This is a genomic window from Rhodococcus sp. FH8 (genome assembly GCF_019266085.1).
Classification (GTDB): Bacteria; Actinomycetota; Actinomycetes; order Mycobacteriales; family Mycobacteriaceae; genus Rhodococcus_F; species Rhodococcus_F qingshengii.
Window position 1 is genome coordinate 1,431,865 of record NZ_LPNQ01000057.1, and the last position, 17,693, is coordinate 1,449,557.

The following is a 17,693-nucleotide window of genomic DNA, read 5'->3' on the forward strand; positions in this document are numbered from 1 at the left end:
CAGTTATACGTCAGACGCCCGCTACCGGTGACCGATAGCGGGCGTCTACTCGAAACCGAAAGAGTTACTTGGCGTACAGGTGCGCGCCCGGAATTGCGTTCGGATCGTCCCGAACTTCCTTCGGGTTGGTCTCTTTCAGCACCCAGGCACTGAAGAAGGTCACCAGACCCATGAGGGCTACGAACACGGCAACCCATGTAGTGGTCCCGGTCTTCGCGATGAGTGCCGTCATGATGAACGGAGTACCACCGCTGACCGTGATCGCCGCCAGCTGGTACGCCAACGATGCTGCCGAGTAACGCACGTTGGGCGCGAACAGCTCACCCATGTACGCAGCGATCGGCCCGTAGGTCATCGACTGGAACACGCTGCCGACTGTCACCGCGATGAAGAACAGCGGCAGGGACTTGGTGTTGATCAACCAGAAGTACGGGAATGCCCAGACCACGATCGCCGCGGCGCCGATCAGGATCATCGGACGACGACCGATCTTGTCGGACATCTTCCCGGACCACAGCACCACACCGACTGTCAGCAACGCACTCAGGAGCGAGATGATGAGCAGTGAGTTCCGCTTCAACCCCAGTTCGGTTGTGCCGTAGCTGAGCACGCCGGCGATGCTGATGTAGAACAGTGCATTGGTGGCGGCCAGAAGTCCGCAGCCAAGCAGGATCTTGCGCCAGTGATCCTTGAGCGCCTGCGCCAGTGGAGCCTGAACGACCACGTCCTTTTGGTTCTTCTTGGCGTCTTCCTGCAACTCGAGGAATTCCGGCGTGTCCTCGACCTTCGTCTGGATGTACAGAACCACGGGGAAGAGCAGCGCGCTGGCGAAGAACGGAACCCGCCAACCCCAGCTCAGGAATGCTTCGTTGGAAATGGTCGCGGTCGCGACGAGGAAGACCAGGTTGCCAAGCACTACACCGAACGAAACACCCATCTGACCGAAAGTGCCTGAGAATCCGCGCTTCTTGGGACTCGCTGATTCGGTGAGGAGAAGGACGATTCCGCCCCACTGGCCACCGCAGGCGAGACCTTGGATGAATCGCAGTGTCACGAGGAGAATCGGAGCGACTACGCCGATTGCCGAAGCACTCGGAATCGCGCCGATCAGGAACGTCGCGACAGCCATCAGCAACAGGCAGGTGACGACGGCGGGCTTACGTCCGTACTTGTCGCCGAAGTGTCCGGCGACCAAACCGCCGATGGGGCGGGCAACGAAGCCGGCCCAGAACGTACTGAACGAGAGCAGTGTGCCCATCAGTGCGGATGAATCGGGGAAGAACACATGCGGAAAGACCAGTGCCGCAGCCGTTCCGTACAGGAAGAAGTCGTACCACTCGATGGAACTGCCGAGCAGTCCCGCGCCTAGAAGTTTGCGGTGCGCCTTCTTCTTCTTCCGTTCCTGATCGGACAGGCCCCCTGCCTGCGTGCTCGAATCCACTGCCGATCTCGTCATGGGTTACTCCTCGATGGGTCGGACGCTCGTCGCGCCGGGAGTTGAGAAGCGGAACCGGGCCAGAAGTAGAAACTGACACCAACTTCAACTCTGTGGCGTTGCGATCAGTCTGCGATACAAAAAGAGTGATGTCAATCACTGAAATGCATTGCCGCATAGGGGACTAAATCCCCTACCGATGCTCGTCAGCCACCACGACGAATGGCCGGCTCACCTTGTCGGCGGCCGGCAATTCGTTTGTCAGGTAGATCTAGTTCGGTACCCGCAGTTCACGACGAAGAATCTTGCCGCTCACTGTTTTCGGCAGGTCGTTCATGACCTCGACGATGCGTGGATACTTGTATGCTGCAAGCCTTTCCTTGCAGAACTCGACCAGATCCTCGGTGGTCGCCTCGAAACCGTCCTTGAAAGACACGAAGGCCTTCACGGTTTCGCCCCGATACGGATCCATGACACCGACGACGGCAGCTTCTCGTACGGCGGGGTGTTCGTAGAGAACATCTTCCACTTCGCGTGGCCACACTTTGAAGCCCGACGCATTGATCTGATCCTTCATCCGGTCGACGATGTAGAACCAACCGTCGCCGTCCATGAATCCGATGTCGCCGGTGTGAAAACGCCCGTCCGGCATGGCATGCGCGGTTTCGTCCGGCTTGTTCCAGTAACCGAGTGCAACCTGAGGCCCGGAGACCACGATCTCGCCGTACTTCCCGATCTGTACCGGCTTGTCGTTCTCGTCCACCACCTCGGCGTACGTATTCGATACCGGTACGCCGACAGCAACGGCCCCCGACGCCGGATCTACCGGCGCTTCACGCGAATTCGGCACCACGATTGCCGGGCTGTTCGTCTCGGTCAGCCCGTAGCCGTTGTGAATGTAGTGACCGAACTTCGCCCGGAACGCTTCCAACGCCGCGTGCGGGATCGGCGCGCCACCTGAATACACCGACTCGAGAGAGCTCAAAGATTCCTTCGAGACTGCGGCGCTGTCCGTCCACGCGATGAATACCGTGATCGCTCCGATGATCGCGGTAGCCCGATGCTCCGAAATTGACTCCGCTGCAACGATGGGATGGAATCGGCAGGTCAGAATCGTGGGCGCGCCGGCCAGGAGTGGAGCCGCGACGTGCCCGATCAACCCGGTGATATGGAACAGTGGCGCCACCGCGAACATCGCGCCGCCGGGGCGCAACCCCAGCCAGTCCCGATAGATCTGCGCTGCGAACACGACATTTGAGTGCGAGTTCATCGACCCCTTCGGCGGGCCGGTTGTCCCTGACGTATAGGGAAGGTAGGCAAGGTCTTCCGGGGACAGATCGACCTTCTCGGGCTTCTGCCCTCGATGAGCCTCGATCAATTCCAGTAGATCCGGAAATCCATCGTGCCGAATCCTGGACGCCGAACCGAAGATCCGTTCATCGTCGCGCGACTGAAAATCCAGTTCCGACGTGGTGATCACCCGTCTCACTGCGGTGCCCTCGGACGCAGTCGCCACGGTCTCGGCCGAGGACTCGAGACAGATGACTGCCGCCGCTCCGCTGTCGGCCAGTACGGTGGACAGCTCACGGTCGCGGTACATCGGATTGACCGGAACGACGACGGCACCGAGCTTCCAGACCGCGACTGTCGCGATCACGAACTGCGGAACATTCTGCAGGACAAAGGAAACTCTGTCTGCGAACCCGATTCCATCCTTGGCGAGGGCTACGGCAAGCGCATCCGACATCTCGTCGAGCTCGGCAAAGCTGACGGTCCTGTCGAAGTACCTGATGATCGGGGCAGTGCGATCGCGCTCCAGCGAAGCACGGAACATCGCGAGGGCGTCGACGTGCTCGATGTCTACGTTCGGCGGAGTGTCGGCGTCGTAATTGGCGAGCCAGGGCTTGCTCTCGTACACGTTGGTCATATCTCAGCTCTCGAAGTACCGACGTGGGTTGTCCACCAGCATCGCCTTGACCTGGTCTTCGGTGACACCACGTTCGAGCAGCGCAGGAATGACATCATCACTGATGTGGGTGTAGTTCCAGTTCGGAAGTGCCACTTCTCTTGCAGCACTGGGGAAGTAGTCGATGAAACACGACGCGTCATGTGCCAGAACCATCTTCTCCGCGTAACCGCGACGGGCCATCTCCACCACCGTGTTGACACGATCCTCGAACGACAGGAACGGTTCGAGACCGAAACGGTCCATCCCCAGTAGCGAACCGGCATCGGCCAGCGCACACAGGTAGTCGAGATCGGTGGTGTCGCCGGAGTGACCGATGACCACCTTGGTCAGATCCGCGCCCTCTTCGGCCAGAACCTTCTGCGCGACCAGCCCGGATTCAGTGTGCGGATTGGTGTGCACGGTGATCGGCACTCCCGTTTCCACCTGCGACTGTCCGACCGCGCGCATGACCCGCTCGACGCCGGGGGTAAGGCCCGGCTCCTCGATGGCGCACTTCAGGAAGGAGGCTCGGACACCGGTTCCGGCGATTCCTTCCCTGATGTCCTTGACGAACAGTTCGACCATCGGCTCGGGGCCGTCGAACAGCAATCCCGGTCCGGTGTAATGGAATTGGAAGGGAATGTCGTTGTAGGTGTAGATGCCGGTAGCAACGATGATGTTGAGATCGACCTGCTCGTTGATCCGGACGATTCGCGGAATGTACCGGCCGAGGCCGATCACCGTGGGATCGACGATCGTGCTGATTCCGCGGGACTTCACCTCGGTCAGCTTTGCCACCGCGTCCGCTACCCGTACTTCCTCGTCCCAGGGTTCGGGGTAGTCGGGGTAGTTCTGGCGCAACTCCTCACCCAGAACGAAGACATGCTCGTGCATCAACACCTTTCCCAGATCGGCTGTATCCACCGGCCCACGAACGGTTTGTACTGAACTCATCGATCGAACCCCTGACTGTGATCGCCATCACTAACATGAGACAATGAGCTAGTGTGTCTCACGTGGCCAGGTTCGTCAATAGGCTCGATCCCCCGAGGCTCACCATTTTTCAACGGCCGAAATTGTGCAGTACCGGACAACCGGAGAGAATGTCCCGATGCCTACCGACCTCGAACGCCGACGCGCGATCGACACCGCCGCGAGCATGTACCTCGCGGAGGAACCACTCGACATGTCACTGCTCGCCGAACGTCTCGGCGTAGGGCGCGCGACGCTGTACCGCTGGGTCGGCAACCGCGACGAGCTGCTCGGAACAGTGCTGGCCGAGGCCACCGAACGGACATACCGAAAGGCGATGTCACAGGCGTCGGGGCAAGGTCCGGAGTACATTCTCGACGTCTTCGGCCGCGTCATGCGATCGGTGGAATCGTCGACAGAACTGCGCGCGCTGACCAAACGCGAACCGATGGTGTTCATCAAACTCGCGATGATGCCCGGCTCCATCGAATCGATCTCCGCCTCCATCACCGCAGAAATCCTGCAATCCCAGGTCGACGCCGGCCAGCTGACGATCACGCTCTCGCCGCAAGTGCTGGGCGAAGCCCTCGTTCGCATCTGCGACGTACACCTCTACGCCCCCCTGCTCGGCCGAGAAAAGGCCGAGATCGAGACGGCCCTCGACCTGATCGCACTGCTCCTCGGCGTCACCCGCAACTGACACGCTTCGACCGCGTGAACACTACGGCGACACACCGGCCACCCGAGTCCTCAGACGTCTGATGAGTTGTTACTCTTTCGGTACCCACCCGAGAGGCAAGCCGTGTCCGACGACCACACAGGATTCACACTTCGCAGTGGTCCGCTGGTACCGCAACTCGAACAGTTGCTGCGCGGGCGAATCATGCATGGAACGTGGGCGCCGTCCGAGCGCATACCGAGCGAGGCGGCCCTCGCCGTCGAACTCGGCGTCGGGCGTTCCTCGATTCGCGAGGCAATCCGCCTCCTCGCTCGCGACGGACTACTCGAAGTCCGACACGGCGTAGGAACCTTCGTGGCTGCCGCGTCCGAACTCGAGCACGTCGACGAATTCACCAAACTTCTTCGACGCTCGAGGATCCTCGAGGTCTTCGAAGTCCGTCGCGCACTCGAGATCGAGGCCGCCAGACTGGCCGCGGAGCGGGTACAACCCGAGGACCTCGACGGCCTGCGGCGTCGACTGACCATGCGACACAGTCATTTCGAGGGTGATGTCGAGAAGTTCGTCGACGTCGACCTCGACTTCCACACCGAAGTCGTTCGGCTGTCCGGAAACGCAGTTCTGCTCTCGCTTTTCACGTCGGTGCGTCCACTCCTTCGTGAATCCCTCGTCGAGATGATGGCCCACGAGGCCGGCGTCCCCGACACCTCACATGCCCATGATCAGTTGGTCGAGGCCCTTCAAGACGCCGACCCAGAAGCCGCGGTAGCGGCAACTCGAGCAAACATCGACACCGTCCTACGACGACTGCGTGTGCTCGACGCCTAAGAGAGGTTAGTTCTCGTGCAACACCCCACCGGCACAGTTCTGTCGACCGAACACGTGGATCTCGTCCGCGACGGCCGATACTTGTTGAAAGACATCAACATTTCGATCGAACCCGGACAACACTGGGTCCTCCTCGGCGCGAACGGCGCGGGCAAGAGCACGCTTCTGAGCCTGCTCGGAGCAACCGCCCACCCGACTCGCGGTTCCGTTTACGTCCTCGGCCACAAGTTGGGCCGCGTCGACATGAGGGAACTGCGGATGGACATCGGGCACGTGAACCCTCGTCACACGATCGGAATTCCGATCACCGTCCGCAACGTCGTGATCACCGGCCTCACCAACACCACCGAGGTGATGCCGCGCTGGTCACCGACGCCGGAGCAAGAGGCTCACGCCGACGCACTGATCGATCTACTCGGAATGAGTCCGCGTTCGGACGCACTGTGGCCCAACTTGTCCCAAGGCGAACGGGGACGAGCCCTGATCGCCCGCGCACTCATGGTCGAACCGCGCCTGCTTCTGCTCGACGAACCGGCGACCGGGCTCGATCTTGCTGCACGCGAACAACTCTTGACGGCACTGGACGACCTCCGCAATCAGAACCCGTCACTTGCCAGCATCCTCGTGACGCACCACATCGAGGAGATCCCCAGCACCACCACACATGCTCTTCTGATCAAGGACGGCGTCGTGACCGCCAGCGGCCTCGCCGAGGATGTGATCACCACCCAGAACATCAGCGAGTGCTTCTCGCATCCCATCGAGATCGAGCGTCGTGGTGGTCGGTGGAATGCTCAGTCGCGGCCACGCGAAAGAGTGTGACCGACAGTAGTTTCAGAGACGCCTGGCGCCGGGTCCCTCCCGGCCCAGTTCGTCTCCAGGGTTGAGCAGGTTGCATGTTTTCAGTGACAGACACCCGCAGCCGATACAGCCCGTCAGTTCGTCCTGCATCCGGTTGATGGCCTGCTTGCGATCCTCGAGGCGCTGATTCCACTCCGTGGAAATCTTGCGCCAGTCTTTCTTCGTCGGAGTTCGCCCCTGCGGCAACGATCCGAATACTTCGGCAACTTCGGCCAGGGGTATCCCGAATCTGACTGCCAACTGGATCAGCGACACCCGCCGGATCGAGTGCCGCGGGAACTTCCTCATATTTCCTGCCGTCCGCTCCGCAGGAACCAGACCGAGTGTTTCGTAGTAGCGCACAGCCGACACGGCGACGCCAGTGCGCTCCGATACCTCGCCGATCGAGAGAAGTTCGTCACTCTTACGGATCATTCGGCCTCCCAATGGCTGCGCGACATTGACCTGAAGCGCACTCGAGATTCTACCTTCGACAACATGCACTCCCCCACCGATGCTCCCACCGGAACCTGGCGGCAGCTCCTGAGCGGTCGATACCTCGGCACCGCTACCGTCCTCGCAGGCGGCGTTGCGCTGTACGCGACCAACGTCTACCTGACGACCAGCCTGCTTCCGACTGCCATCGACGACATCGGCGGTCAGCAGTACTACGCCTGGACCGCGACGGTCTTCCTCATTGCTTCCGTCATCTCTTCGATGTTGGTCACCAACGTCCTCGCTGCCAGGGGACCGCGCGGGGCCTACCTGATCGGCCTCGCGATCTTCGCGCTCGGCACCGTTGTCTGTGCGGTCAGCCCGACGATGGAATTGCTGTTGGTCGGCCGCACGATCCAGGGTTCGGGCGGTGGCCTGCTGGCCGGTCTCGGTTACGCCGTCATCAATGCCGCGCTCCCCAGACATCTGTGGACTCGCGGGGCCGCGCTGGTTTCGGCGATGTGGGGAGTCGGCACCTTCGCCGGCCCTGCAATCGGCGGTGTCTTTGCTCAGTTCGGAGCCTGGCGATGGGCTTTCGGCGTCCTGGTCATCGCGACGATCGCAGTCGCCGCTCTCGTCCCCAGCGCGCTACCGGCACATGAACCGGGCAGCACCACCAGTAGCCCGGTGCCGGTCCTCTCGCTGGCATTGCTGACTGCGGCAGCTTTGCTGGTCAGCGTTGCCGGAATTCTGTCCAACCTCGCCGTGACCGCCGCAATGGTTCTCGCCGCTGTGCTGCTACTGATCGCTTTTGTCGCCGCTGACCGTCGCTCGCGCCACGGCGTACTACCGCCGTCGACGTTCAACGCGTCGTCCCTCAAATGGGTGTACCTGACCATCGTCGTCCTCGCTGTCGCGTCGACCGTCGAGACGTTCATTCCACTCTTCGGGCAACGACTTGCCGGCCTGGCGCCGCTCGCGGCCGGATTCCTCGGGGCCGCACTCGCTCTCGGCTGGACTCTCGGCGAAATCCCGAGCGCCTCGGCAACAGCCCCTCGTATCGTGCGACGAATCGTTGTCAGCGGTCCGATCCTCGTCGCGATCGGGTTGGGCATCATGGCAGCATTTCTCACCGAACACGCCGGCGCCGGTGCGGTGGTCGCGTGGGTGATCGGACTGCTGTTCGCCGGCGTCGGAATCGGCATCGCCTGGCCTCATCTTGCAGTCGGGGCGATGACCTCGGTCACCGATCCCGGAGAAGGTGCGCGTGCCTCCGCTGCCATCAACACCGTTCAGCTGATCGCCAATGCCTTCGGTGCAGCCCTGGCCGGAGTGCTGGTCAACATCGGCGAACCGTCGACGCTTCGTTCTGCGCAATTGCTTCTCTTCACCTTCGCCGCTGTCTCGATCATCGGCATTGCCGTGGCAGCTCGCGCACTTCCGCGAACGCCCGACAAAATCGGCAGCCCCGAAATCGTTCACGACGCTCGCTAAACTGTGAGAAACCCACACGGAGGAGTTGGCCAGTGACAGAACCGGATCCGGGCACAGTGGAAACCGACTTCCCGAAGACGGGAGCTCCCGCACAGCGCGCGCTGATCGCAGCGGGTTACACCCATCTCGCGCAGCTGACGTCCGTGTCCGAGAAGGAACTCGGCGCTTTGCACGGGATGGGACCGAAGGCCTTGAGGATTCTGCGCGAAGCACTCGCCGAACGTGGTCTGAGCTTCGCCGACTGAGCTCTCACATCAGACCAGGCTCGCCCGCACCTGGTTGCCACCTTCGCGCTTCGCTTCGTACATCACCGAGTCCGCGACGCGGAAGAGTTCGGCAAAAGCAGCGTCGACGGACTCACCCGGATTCCGGGGCGCGGTGCGGATCGCCATTCCGATGCTCGCGCTCGTCGGAGGGTCATCGTTCGCTCCGTCCATCGCGGAGCGGATCTGTCCTTCCAGCCTGGAGATCACGCTGACCGGTACCCGTTCGACCACGACGAACTCGTCACCGCCCATACGAGCAGTCAAGGCGGACTGGGTTGTCCACAAACGGATGCGCAGTGCAGTTCGCATGATCGTGCTGTCTCCCACGTCATGGCCGTGAACGTCGTTGATCGTCTTGAAGCGATCGAGGTCGATCACCACTACGAGCAGTGCATCCGCTTCGGTGACCGGAGCGCCCATCAAGTCATTCACCCGACGCGCCAATCCGCGACGGTTGAGCAGTCCGGTCAACGGGTCGATGTCGGAGGTAGTGGCATCCGAACCCAGGACCGCCAGAACAATCTGTGACACAACAGGAATCACGATGATCGTAGCCAGCACAACCGAGATCTTCGCCAGTCCCAAGCCGACGTCCGCTGCTGGCCCGAACAACAAAGTCCACCCCGAAAGCACCGTGACGGTCGAGGCGAAGACCAAGTGACCGACTTGGAGTTTCGGATTGTGGAAGAACGCGATGTAGCCGCCGATCGACGCGAAAACGACGCACGCGATGAGTCGTCCCAGCGGTTCCGAGTCGGTTGCGGCCGCCGCCGCAATCGCGACGTCGGAACCCACGACAAAGGTGTACGACCACAGCGGCGTAGGCGGAAACAGCCACCAGATCAGGGCCGCGCCGAGGCACAGCGCGATGACCGCCAGATTGACCGCTCGCCAGAACGTACCTTGCGGACCGACGTCACTGAATCGCGCCGACAGCAACACCAGCCCCATCCAGAATGCTGTTCCGCCGACCAGCGCCCGGCAGGAAGTCAAGAACCCGCGGTCCTCGAGGTACCTGCTGAAACTGTGGAACTGGTCCGGCAACTGCCACCAGCGCATGACGACGTCGACCAAACCGTTCATCGCCGATCAGCCGATGCAGCTCCGCAACTTTTGGGCGTACTTCGACGAAACGGACTCGCTGACTTCCCCCCGGAGCACACTGGCATATCCGGCAGCATAGTCAGCGGCGACAGACAAAACCGTTCTGCCGGATTTGAATCGGTCGATCAACTCAAAGCGTCGTAGGCCGCCGATACGTACTGCGCCGATCTCTCGGAACCGAGCAGACCCGGCCCCATCTTGTTCATCACGTACGAGAACGTCATGCGCTTCTCGGTGTCGATGATGATCTGCGAGCCACCCCAACCTCCCCAGAAGCAGATTCGCCCCTCCGGAATGAACGGGACGGACTCGGGCGTCGGCAATCCGAATCCGACACCGAAGCGGACCGGCACGCCGAGGACGAGGTCGACCCCGTACGACTGCTCCTCGAAGATCTTGTCGATCGTTTCCTCCGACAGCAAGCGAACGTCACCGACCTTGCCACCGCACGCGATCACCGATTGGATCCTTGCGAGTGCCCTCGCATTCGAATGACCGTTGGCCGCACCGATCTCGGCGGCGCGCCACCCGTCGGTCCACGAACCTGTAGCGTCAGCCGGCGGCGCGGTGAATGTCTTCACCATGATGTTGTCCATCCCGAGTGCCGCGATGTCGATCGGCAAAGGCGGTGGCGCAATCACATTCGAGACTCGCCCGTATTCCGACTTCGGCAAGCCCAGGCGGAAATCAGCATCGAGCGGGCCGGCGATTTCCTCGTCGATGAAGCTACCGAGGGTTCGTCCGTCGATGCGCCTGACGACCTCGCCGATCAGGTGGCCGTAGTTGAGGGCGTGGTATCCGGATGCCGTACCCGGTTCCCACCACGGAGCCTGTGTCGCCAACCGGGCGGTGGCATATTCGTCGTCGCAAATGTTCTCGAGGGTGAACGGTTGATCCCACCCCGACACACCCGAGGTGTGCGACAACAGTTGCCGGACCCGAATTCGGTCCTTGCCCGCTGCTGCGAATTCCGGCCAGTACTGCGCGACCGGGGCGTCGAGATCAAGCAACCCGCGGTCGACGAGCATGAGCGCGGCCAGCGCGGTCACGGTCTTGCTGCAGGACCAGACATTGGTGACGGTGTCGCGAGACCAAGGAGCAGTGTGCTCGACGTCGACCCAACCGCCCCACATGTCGACGACGGATTCGCCGTCGATCGTCAGTGCGATCGCTGCCCCGACGTCCTCGCCGGAATCGAGATTGCGTGCCAGCGCCTCCTTCAAGCCAGAGAATCGCTGGTCACATACGCCTTCGATGTTCGCCACTGACAGCCTCCACAGGAATGATGAAACTTGACGTCAACTTCAACTACGTTGAGTATGTGTCCGATTCACCTGTGGTGTCAATCACTTCAAGTGCCAGAGTCGGCTCAGACCAACGGGATTCCCTTGGCGATGCGCCGACGCAGATCCCAGAGATAGAAGTTGTAGGGAAACATCCGCAGAATCTTCGGACTGAACCGATTGACCAGCGCGGCGACGCGCATGGATCGGTCGAAGTTACGCTGCTGACGCACTGACCACGGGAGCCGCATTTCGTCACGAAAGGCTTGGGGCAGGAACCCGGTGGTGACAAATCGGTTGAGCGGACCGACCACGGGATGCAACAGCTTCGGAGTGAAGGTCGCCGACGCGATCCCGTAGAGATGCTCACGAATCGTCTCGTCGATCGCCACCTTGTCGAGGTTCTCGTTCCAGTAGACCTCGAACGCATCCCGGTCCGCCGGCCACATGTCGCGTCGCATCTGAAGGGTTGTACCGAACGTGGCGCTGCGCTGATAGAACGCATCCCGGGTTACCGGATCGAGATCCCCGTACAAGATTTTGTAGACGTCCTCGAAGCCTCGGTACAGGCAGGCGGCTACCCACAACTGCAGTTCGGGATCGAACGCGTTGTATTCGACCGCGCTGTTCTCATCGGAGCGAACGTGCTTGTGAGAGCCGTTGACTGCGCGTCGGTACAGCTTCTTTTCTTCGTCCGTCGCCAGGCTCGCCACCGCGAGATACGTCAGCGTCGTCCGGGTTCGCTTCACCGGATGCCGATCCAACCGACCCGTCTCGACCTTGCTCTCATACACGCCGTACCCCACCGCCGGGCGCGCCAACTGCATGATGACGTTGGCGCCTGCGGCCAACAGTCCGAGCCCGGACATCGCCTTTTCAACCTCGGCGTCGATGTCGACCGCCTGGACGCCGACCGCTCCGATGCCGCCTACCACCGCTTCCTCGCGCCCGTCCATCGAATCCCTACTCACCGTCATGGCAGAACCCCTTCGAGTCGATATCTGCGAACGCATGTTCTCAGATGAGTGAAACGCCGAAATTCCGAGATGTCAAGCAATCTCGGGATGCAAAGATGGTCTTCATGAATGACCAACCGCGTTCGTACGGTGGCGTCGACGGCGCGCTCCGCATAGCCCAACGACGGGAGGCGCTGATCGAGGCCGGTCTGGAACTCATGGGCTCCGCCGAGCCCGAACTGACGGTCCGCGGAGTGTGCAAGAAGGCCGGTGTCGCGGCGCGGTACTTCTACGAGAGCTTCACCGATCGTGATGCTCTGATGTCGGCCGTCTACGACACCGTCATCACGGACATCGCCGTTTCAACCCAGGCTGCAGTGGACGCCGCCGAGACCGAACGCGGCAAGGCGCTCGCTGGAATCGCGAACATCGTCCGCACTATCGCGAACGATCCCCGTCGCGGACGTCTACTGTTCTCCAGCGCCCTGACGAGCCCTGTCCTGGCCGAGAAACGCCAAGCGTCGACGACGATATTCATCGGTCTCCTGGCCGCCAACGCGAAGACCTTCTACCGATTGAACGACAGCGGTCATCTGACCCTGACCGCCACGTTCCTGGTCGGCGGCCTGGCGCAGACCCTCAGTGCATGGCTCGACGGGTACATCGACGTGACGGAAGAAGAACTGGTCGCCGAATGTGCGGCGATCCTGCTCGCACCCGCCCTGCCGCCGTCTTGAGCTCCTGATTCAGTCCCAGATCCCGATGTTGTCGAGGTGAGCGAGAAGTCGAGCAGCGCCGTCGGAGAACTGCAGACTCATCTGCGCGTCCACCTGTTCTCGATCGTGCTTCTCGAACGCCGCGATCAAAGCATCGTGGCTCGATACCGCAAGCTCACCCCAGCCTGGATCCGTCGCGTAGAGACGAGCAGGGGTGTACCGAATCGCGCCGAACAGGAACCATGCCAACTTCGCACCACCCGCAGCGCGATTGATCAGGCGATGGAACTCGAATTCGCACTGCTCGATCGCAGCTGCATCAGAAGCGTCGACCGCCGCTCGCAAATCGGCATTGAGTTCCGTGAGTTCCGCGAGTTGATCAGCGGTGATGCTGTCCATCGCCCGCAACGCCAGCTTGACCGCGATCTGCCCCTGCAACCAGAAGATGTCTTCGATGTCCTGGCGACTGAGGGGCGAGACGAGATAACCGCGATGCGGAACCAACTCGACCATCCCCTCGCCGCGTAATGCGACGAGGGCTTCTCGCACCGGCGTGACGCTGACCCCGAGGTCGGCCGCGGTTTCGTCCAGCCTGACGAACTCGCCCGGACGGACCGAGCCGGACATGATCAGGTTGCGAACGTGGTTGGCCACGTCCTCCGACAACTGTGGCCGTCTCCTCAGCTCAGATGTCGCTCTCCGAGTGCGTGCAGACGTTGCCACAACCGATCCTCACAGTCCGTACGTTTTGCCGATGATGTCTCGCTGAATCTCGTTGGTACCACCATAAATGGAGGACACAAGAGTCTTTCGCACATGGTGCTCCATGTCGAACTCAGTCGCGTAACCGTACCCACCCATCATCTGCATCCCCTCGAGCGCGACCTTCTTGGCGGTCTCGGTCAGCTTGAGCTTGGCCATCGACGCTTCCCGCGGGAACATCTTGGTCGGGTTGGCGTCGACCATCCTGGCCACGCTGTAGACCAGCAGACGGCCGCATTCGATCTCCGTGGCGAGATCCGCGATCCGATGGCGAAGCGCCTGAAACGATCCGACCGGACGGCCGAACTGCTTACGCGTGGTGACGAATTCGAGGGTGTCGTCGAAAGCGCGCTGCGCGGTCCCGAGCATCATCGCCGCGAGGATGAGGCGTTCGATGTTGAGTCCGGCCATGAGTTGACGCCAGCCGTTGCCGACTTCCCCAACCACCGCGTCCTCGGGCAGGAATGTGTCGGTGAAGTAGAGATCGTTGACCTCCTTGCCGCCCATGGTGTCGATTCCACTGATCTTCAATCCGGAGATGTCGGCCGGGACATGGAACATCGTCAGGCCCTCATGCTTGCCTTCACCTCGGGATGTGCGAGCCACCAGAAGGATGTTCTCGGCGAAGTGCGCGTTGGAACACCACGTCTTCTGGCCGTTGATCAGCCACCCACCGTCGACCTTCTCGGCGCGGCAACTCAGATTTCCCACGTCGGAGCCCGCTTCGGGTTCGGACATCGAGATCGACTGAGACGCGCCACGGACGATCCCGCCGAGCACTGCCTCCTTCTGGGCCGGACTGCCGAACTTCTCGTATGCAGCCCCGGTGATGACGGTCGGGCCGAGTCCACCGATCGGCGCCATGCCCTTGGCGGCTTCCTCCAGAAAGATGCACAGGTCGACCGTGCTTCCGGCAGATCCGCCGTACTCCTCCGGGACAGTCAGCCCGAGCCAACCCAATTCCGCCATCTTCTCGTAGAACGCCTGGTTGTGGTTATGGGCGCCATGATCGGTCAGCAGGTCTCGCTGCTCACGGGTACCACTTTCCTTCTTGCAGAACGACGCTACCGACTTGGCGAAATCAGACTGCTCCTGCGTGAAATCCATGTACATCGAAAACTCCCGAGTGAGATGAGGCTGGAGGCTTGTCGGAGCTCGGTCCGACGCATACTGTGACTACCAGCACAGTAAATCACATCACATATATGTGATGCACCGACATGTGGAGGATCTGAAGAACATGACAGAACAGCTCGGCCGCCAGAGCACGTCCACGTCGACAGATCCGAGATCGGACGATCACACCTTCGCGAGCCTCGACCCTCGCAACGATTCCGTGGTCGCGCAGCACCCCATTGCAGACCAGCGAGAGATCGAGAAAGCGGTCGCCGCAGCACGCACGGCGTCGAAGTGGTGGGATCAACTCGGATTCCAAGGCCGCCGGAAGGTGCTCGGCAATTTCCGCGCCGCGATCGCCACTCACGCCGAATCGATGGCGGCGATCATTTCCGCCGAGACCGGAAAACCCAGCGACGACGCACTACTCGAAGTCATGCTGGCCGTCGAACATCTCGACTGGGCGGCACGCAACGCACAGAAAGTGTTGCGCCGCAGACGCGTCGGTGCAGGACTGATCAGCGCCAACCAGTCTGCATCCGTCGGCTACCGGCCGATGGGCGTCGTCGGCGTGATCGGCCCCTGGAACTATCCGCTGTACACACCGATGGGGTCGATCGGCTACGCACTGGCCGCCGGTAACGCCGTAGTCTTCAAACCGAGCGAACTCTCACCAGGCGTCGGCGTCGAATTGGCCCGGCTGTGGAACATCGCGGCACCCGGACACCCTGTCCTGCAGACCATTACCGGCGACGGCAAAACCGGAGCACTTCTGTGTTCGTCCGGCGTCGACAAGATCGCATTCACCGGTTCGACCGCTACCGCAAAGCGCGTAATGGCCGCCTGCGCGAACACCCTCACTCCCCTGGTCGCCGAATGCGGTGGCAAGGACGCCATGCTGGTGGACTCCGATGCCAACCTCGATGCGGCCGTGAGCTTCGCGGCATTCGGGGCAGTGGGCAACGGCGGACAAACCTGTGCCGGCGTCGAACGAATCTACGTCGCAGCGCCCGTGTACGACGCCTTCCTGTCCAAGCTCACCGCCGCGCTACGAGACGCCCACGCCGGCGCCACCGACAGCTCGACCTACGGGCCGATGACGCTGGGAAAGCAGACTGGGATAGTCCGGGGCCAGATCGAAGACGCTCTCAGTCGCGGCGCGAAAGCTGTACTCGGCGGACTTGATTCGTTCAACGGTCCGTTCATCGATCCGATCATCCTGACAGATGTTCCGGAGGATTCCACGGCGATCACCGAGGAGACGTTCGGCCCGAGCGTCGTGGTGAACAAGGTCGCCGACATGAACGAGGGGATCGAACGCGCCAATGCGTCGAAGTACGGCTTGGGCGCCTCGGTGTTCACCAAGAGTTCGTCGAAGGGCCGAGCAATTGCCGAGAAGCTCGACTGCGGTGTCGTCACGGTCAATTCGGTTCTCGGTTTCGCCGGAATCGCCGCCCTGCCGTTCGGCGGGGTCGGCGATTCCGGATTCGGCCGTATCCACGGAGCCGATGGGCTGCGTGAGTTCAGCAGTGTGAAATCACTGGCCGTTCAGAAGTTCAGCGCTCCACTGGACCTGCTGACCATCGAGCGAAAAGCCAGGGACATGAAGATCTCACGTTGGATGCTGGCGAAACGCCACGCGAAGTCCTGAGAGATCAGGCGATCAGCCGGCGGTGACGAGCACCTGCTCGTCGCTGTCGGCTGCTTCGAGTTCACGAACCAGCGGAAGCACCTTGGCCCCGAAGTATTCGATCTCCTCCTGGAAATGCAGGAATCCGCCGAGAATCAGATCGACACCGCGACGGCGATATTCGACGATCCGATGCGCGATTTGTTCCGGCGTGCCGATCAGTTGTGAGCGGAAACCGTCGTTGTACTGAACCAAGTCCTCGAACGTCGAATCCGCCCACATCCCGTCCTTGGACGCGGTCGATGCGCCGGCCTGTTGGACTGCATTCTTGAATCCCTCGACCGCAGGGCGGTTGGCCTTGGCGATGATCTCGCGCAGTGTGTCCTTTGCTTCCGCCTCGGTGTCGCGGGCGATGATGAATCCGTTGAGCCCGAACTTGACCTCCCGAGCGTTCTCACGAGCAACACGGCGAACGTCGACCAACTGTTCGGTGACGCCGTCGTAGTCCTTGCCGTTACTGAAGTACCAATCCGAATACCGGCCCGCGTTCTCACGGGCTGCCGCCGAGTTACCACCTTGGAACAGTTCGGGATTGGGGCGCTCCGGAGTGTTGAGAGGCTTCGGCTTCAACGTGAAGTCGTGGATGCGGTAGAAGTCGCCGCGGAAATCGACGTCGTCCTCCGTCCAGATCTTCCGAAGAACCTGAAGGAACTCGGCGCTACGCCGATAACGCTCGTCGTGCTCGAGCCACGGCTCGCCTAGATGTGTGAACTCGTCCTTGAACCAACCACTGACGACGTTGACGGCAAAACGACCGTTCGACAAGTGATCGGCGGTAGCGCCCAGTTTCGCCAACACGGCCGGCTGCCAGAGTCCCGGATGCACCGCGGCGATCACCTTGAGCTTCTCAGTGGCCAGGAGAAGCGCAAGGCTGAAGCTCGTGGATTCGTGCTGGAATTCGGCCCCGTAGCTCGCCTCGTAACGTACCTGGCTCAGGGCGTACTCGAAGCCGTTGTTCTCGGCGGTCTGTGCCAGCTTCTTGTTGTACTCGTAGTCCCAGCTGGTCCGCTGCTCGATGTCGGAGGTGACCAGACCACCACTGACATTGGGCACCCAGTACGCGAACTTGATCTCGTCGGCGATACGTTCAGTAGACATGAAACCCAGCAAACATGCAGTTCCCAGTGGTTTCCAGGGTAGCGATCACACAGGTTGTAAGTGTTGGGTGG

The 17,693-nt window shown here is 61.4% G+C and carries 17 protein-coding genes; 7 read left to right on the forward strand and 10 right to left on the reverse strand.

Features of this window, described 5'->3' with window-relative positions; all coding sequences use genetic code 11:
- Window positions 1–64: 64 nt before the first annotated feature.
- The 3 genes from ATN38_RS09675 to ATN38_RS09685 all read right to left on the reverse strand — a co-directional run bounded on the left by ATN38_RS09675 (window position 65) and on the right by ATN38_RS09685 (window position 4,337).
- Window positions 65–1,456, reverse strand: coding sequence for an MFS transporter (locus ATN38_RS09675; protein WP_003943131.1), 1,392 nt, complete (start codon window positions 1,454–1,456; stop codon window positions 65–67).
- A 250-nt stretch (window positions 1,457–1,706) separates the two neighbouring features.
- Window positions 1,707–3,362 (reverse strand): AMP-binding protein, encoded by a 1,656-nt coding sequence (locus ATN38_RS09680; protein ID WP_218747877.1) that lies wholly within the window; start codon window positions 3,360–3,362, stop codon window positions 1,707–1,709.
- A 3-nt stretch (window positions 3,363–3,365) separates the two neighbouring features.
- Complete coding sequence (locus ATN38_RS09685) at window positions 3,366–4,337, reverse strand: phosphotriesterase (protein ID WP_003943005.1); 972 nt, start codon at window positions 4,335–4,337, stop codon at window positions 3,366–3,368.
- 157 nt (window positions 4,338–4,494) lie between these two features.
- Here ATN38_RS09685 and ATN38_RS09690 point away from each other — a divergent pair, with 157 nt between their 5' ends.
- The 3 genes from ATN38_RS09690 (at window position 4,495) to ATN38_RS09700 (ending at window position 6,684) form a co-directional block, all read left to right on the forward strand.
- Window positions 4,495–5,055, forward strand: coding sequence for a QsdR family transcriptional regulator (locus ATN38_RS09690; protein WP_003943195.1), 561 nt, complete (start codon window positions 4,495–4,497; stop codon window positions 5,053–5,055).
- 102 nt (window positions 5,056–5,157) lie between these two features.
- A complete protein-coding gene (locus ATN38_RS09695; RefSeq protein ID WP_003943086.1) occupies window positions 5,158–5,862 on the forward strand; it encodes a FadR/GntR family transcriptional regulator in 705 nt (234 codons plus the stop codon).
- Between the two features lie 15 nt (window positions 5,863–5,877).
- On the forward strand, window positions 5,878–6,684 hold the full coding sequence (locus tag ATN38_RS09700) for an ABC transporter ATP-binding protein (RefSeq protein WP_003943111.1): 807 nt from the start codon (window positions 5,878–5,880) through the stop codon (window positions 6,682–6,684).
- A 12-nt stretch (window positions 6,685–6,696) separates the two neighbouring features.
- On the opposite strand, the gene soxR is transcribed toward ATN38_RS09700, so the two are convergent.
- The gene (gene soxR, locus ATN38_RS09705; protein WP_003943238.1) at window positions 6,697–7,137 is read right to left on the reverse strand and encodes a redox-sensitive transcriptional activator SoxR; all 441 of its coding nucleotides are present in this window, start codon (window positions 7,135–7,137) and stop codon (window positions 6,697–6,699) included.
- A 63-nt stretch (window positions 7,138–7,200) separates the two neighbouring features.
- Between soxR and ATN38_RS09710 the strand changes: the two genes are divergently transcribed.
- Window positions 7,201–8,631 carry an MFS transporter gene (locus ATN38_RS09710; RefSeq protein WP_050656772.1) on the forward strand — a complete coding sequence of 477 codons (1,431 nt, stop codon included), beginning with the start codon at window positions 7,201–7,203 and terminating at the stop codon, window positions 8,629–8,631.
- Window positions 8,632–8,663: 32 nt separating this feature from the next.
- On the forward strand, window positions 8,664–8,876 hold the full coding sequence (locus ATN38_RS09715) for a hypothetical protein (RefSeq protein ID WP_007730800.1): 213 nt from the start codon (window positions 8,664–8,666) through the stop codon (window positions 8,874–8,876).
- A 9-nt stretch (window positions 8,877–8,885) separates the two neighbouring features.
- Here the strand turns inward: ATN38_RS09715 and ATN38_RS09720 are convergent, their stop codons facing one another.
- From ATN38_RS09720 to ATN38_RS09730, 3 genes are all read right to left on the reverse strand, one after another.
- A complete protein-coding gene (locus ATN38_RS09720; RefSeq protein WP_218747879.1) occupies window positions 8,886–9,980 on the reverse strand; it encodes a GGDEF domain-containing protein in 1,095 nt (364 codons plus the stop codon).
- 146 nt (window positions 9,981–10,126) lie between these two features.
- A complete protein-coding gene (locus ATN38_RS09725; protein ID WP_064687848.1) occupies window positions 10,127–11,266 on the reverse strand; it encodes a serine hydrolase domain-containing protein in 1,140 nt (379 codons plus the stop codon).
- Window positions 11,267–11,370: 104 nt separating this feature from the next.
- Entirely contained in the window at window positions 11,371–12,240 is an 870-nt protein-coding gene (locus ATN38_RS09730; protein ID WP_042446353.1) for an oxygenase MpaB family protein, read from the reverse strand.
- 116 nt (window positions 12,241–12,356) lie between these two features.
- On the opposite strand from ATN38_RS09730, the gene ATN38_RS09735 reads away from it, so the two are divergent.
- Window positions 12,357–12,977, forward strand: coding sequence for a TetR/AcrR family transcriptional regulator (locus ATN38_RS09735; protein WP_052416921.1), 621 nt, complete (start codon window positions 12,357–12,359; stop codon window positions 12,975–12,977).
- 9 nt (window positions 12,978–12,986) lie between these two features.
- Here ATN38_RS09735 and ATN38_RS09740 read toward each other — a convergent pair whose 3' ends face one another.
- The gene (locus ATN38_RS09740) at window positions 12,987–13,679 is read right to left on the reverse strand and encodes a GntR family transcriptional regulator (RefSeq protein WP_003942905.1); all 693 of its coding nucleotides are present in this window, start codon (window positions 13,677–13,679) and stop codon (window positions 12,987–12,989) included.
- Between the two features lie 9 nt (window positions 13,680–13,688).
- Window positions 13,689–14,831, reverse strand: a complete 1,143-nt coding sequence (locus ATN38_RS09745; RefSeq protein WP_007730792.1) for an acyl-CoA dehydrogenase family protein — start codon at window positions 14,829–14,831, stop codon at window positions 13,689–13,691.
- Window positions 14,832–14,958: 127 nt separating this feature from the next.
- Between ATN38_RS09745 and ATN38_RS09750 the strand changes: the two genes are divergently transcribed.
- A complete protein-coding gene (locus ATN38_RS09750) occupies window positions 14,959–16,485 on the forward strand; it encodes an aldehyde dehydrogenase family protein (RefSeq protein ID WP_193604695.1) in 1,527 nt (508 codons plus the stop codon).
- 12 nt (window positions 16,486–16,497) lie between these two features.
- Here ATN38_RS09750 and sfnG read toward each other — a convergent pair whose 3' ends face one another.
- On the reverse strand, window positions 16,498–17,622 hold the full coding sequence (gene sfnG / locus ATN38_RS09755; RefSeq protein ID WP_218747881.1) for a dimethylsulfone monooxygenase SfnG: 1,125 nt from the start codon (window positions 17,620–17,622) through the stop codon (window positions 16,498–16,500).
- Between the last annotated feature and the right edge of the window lie 71 nt (window positions 17,623–17,693).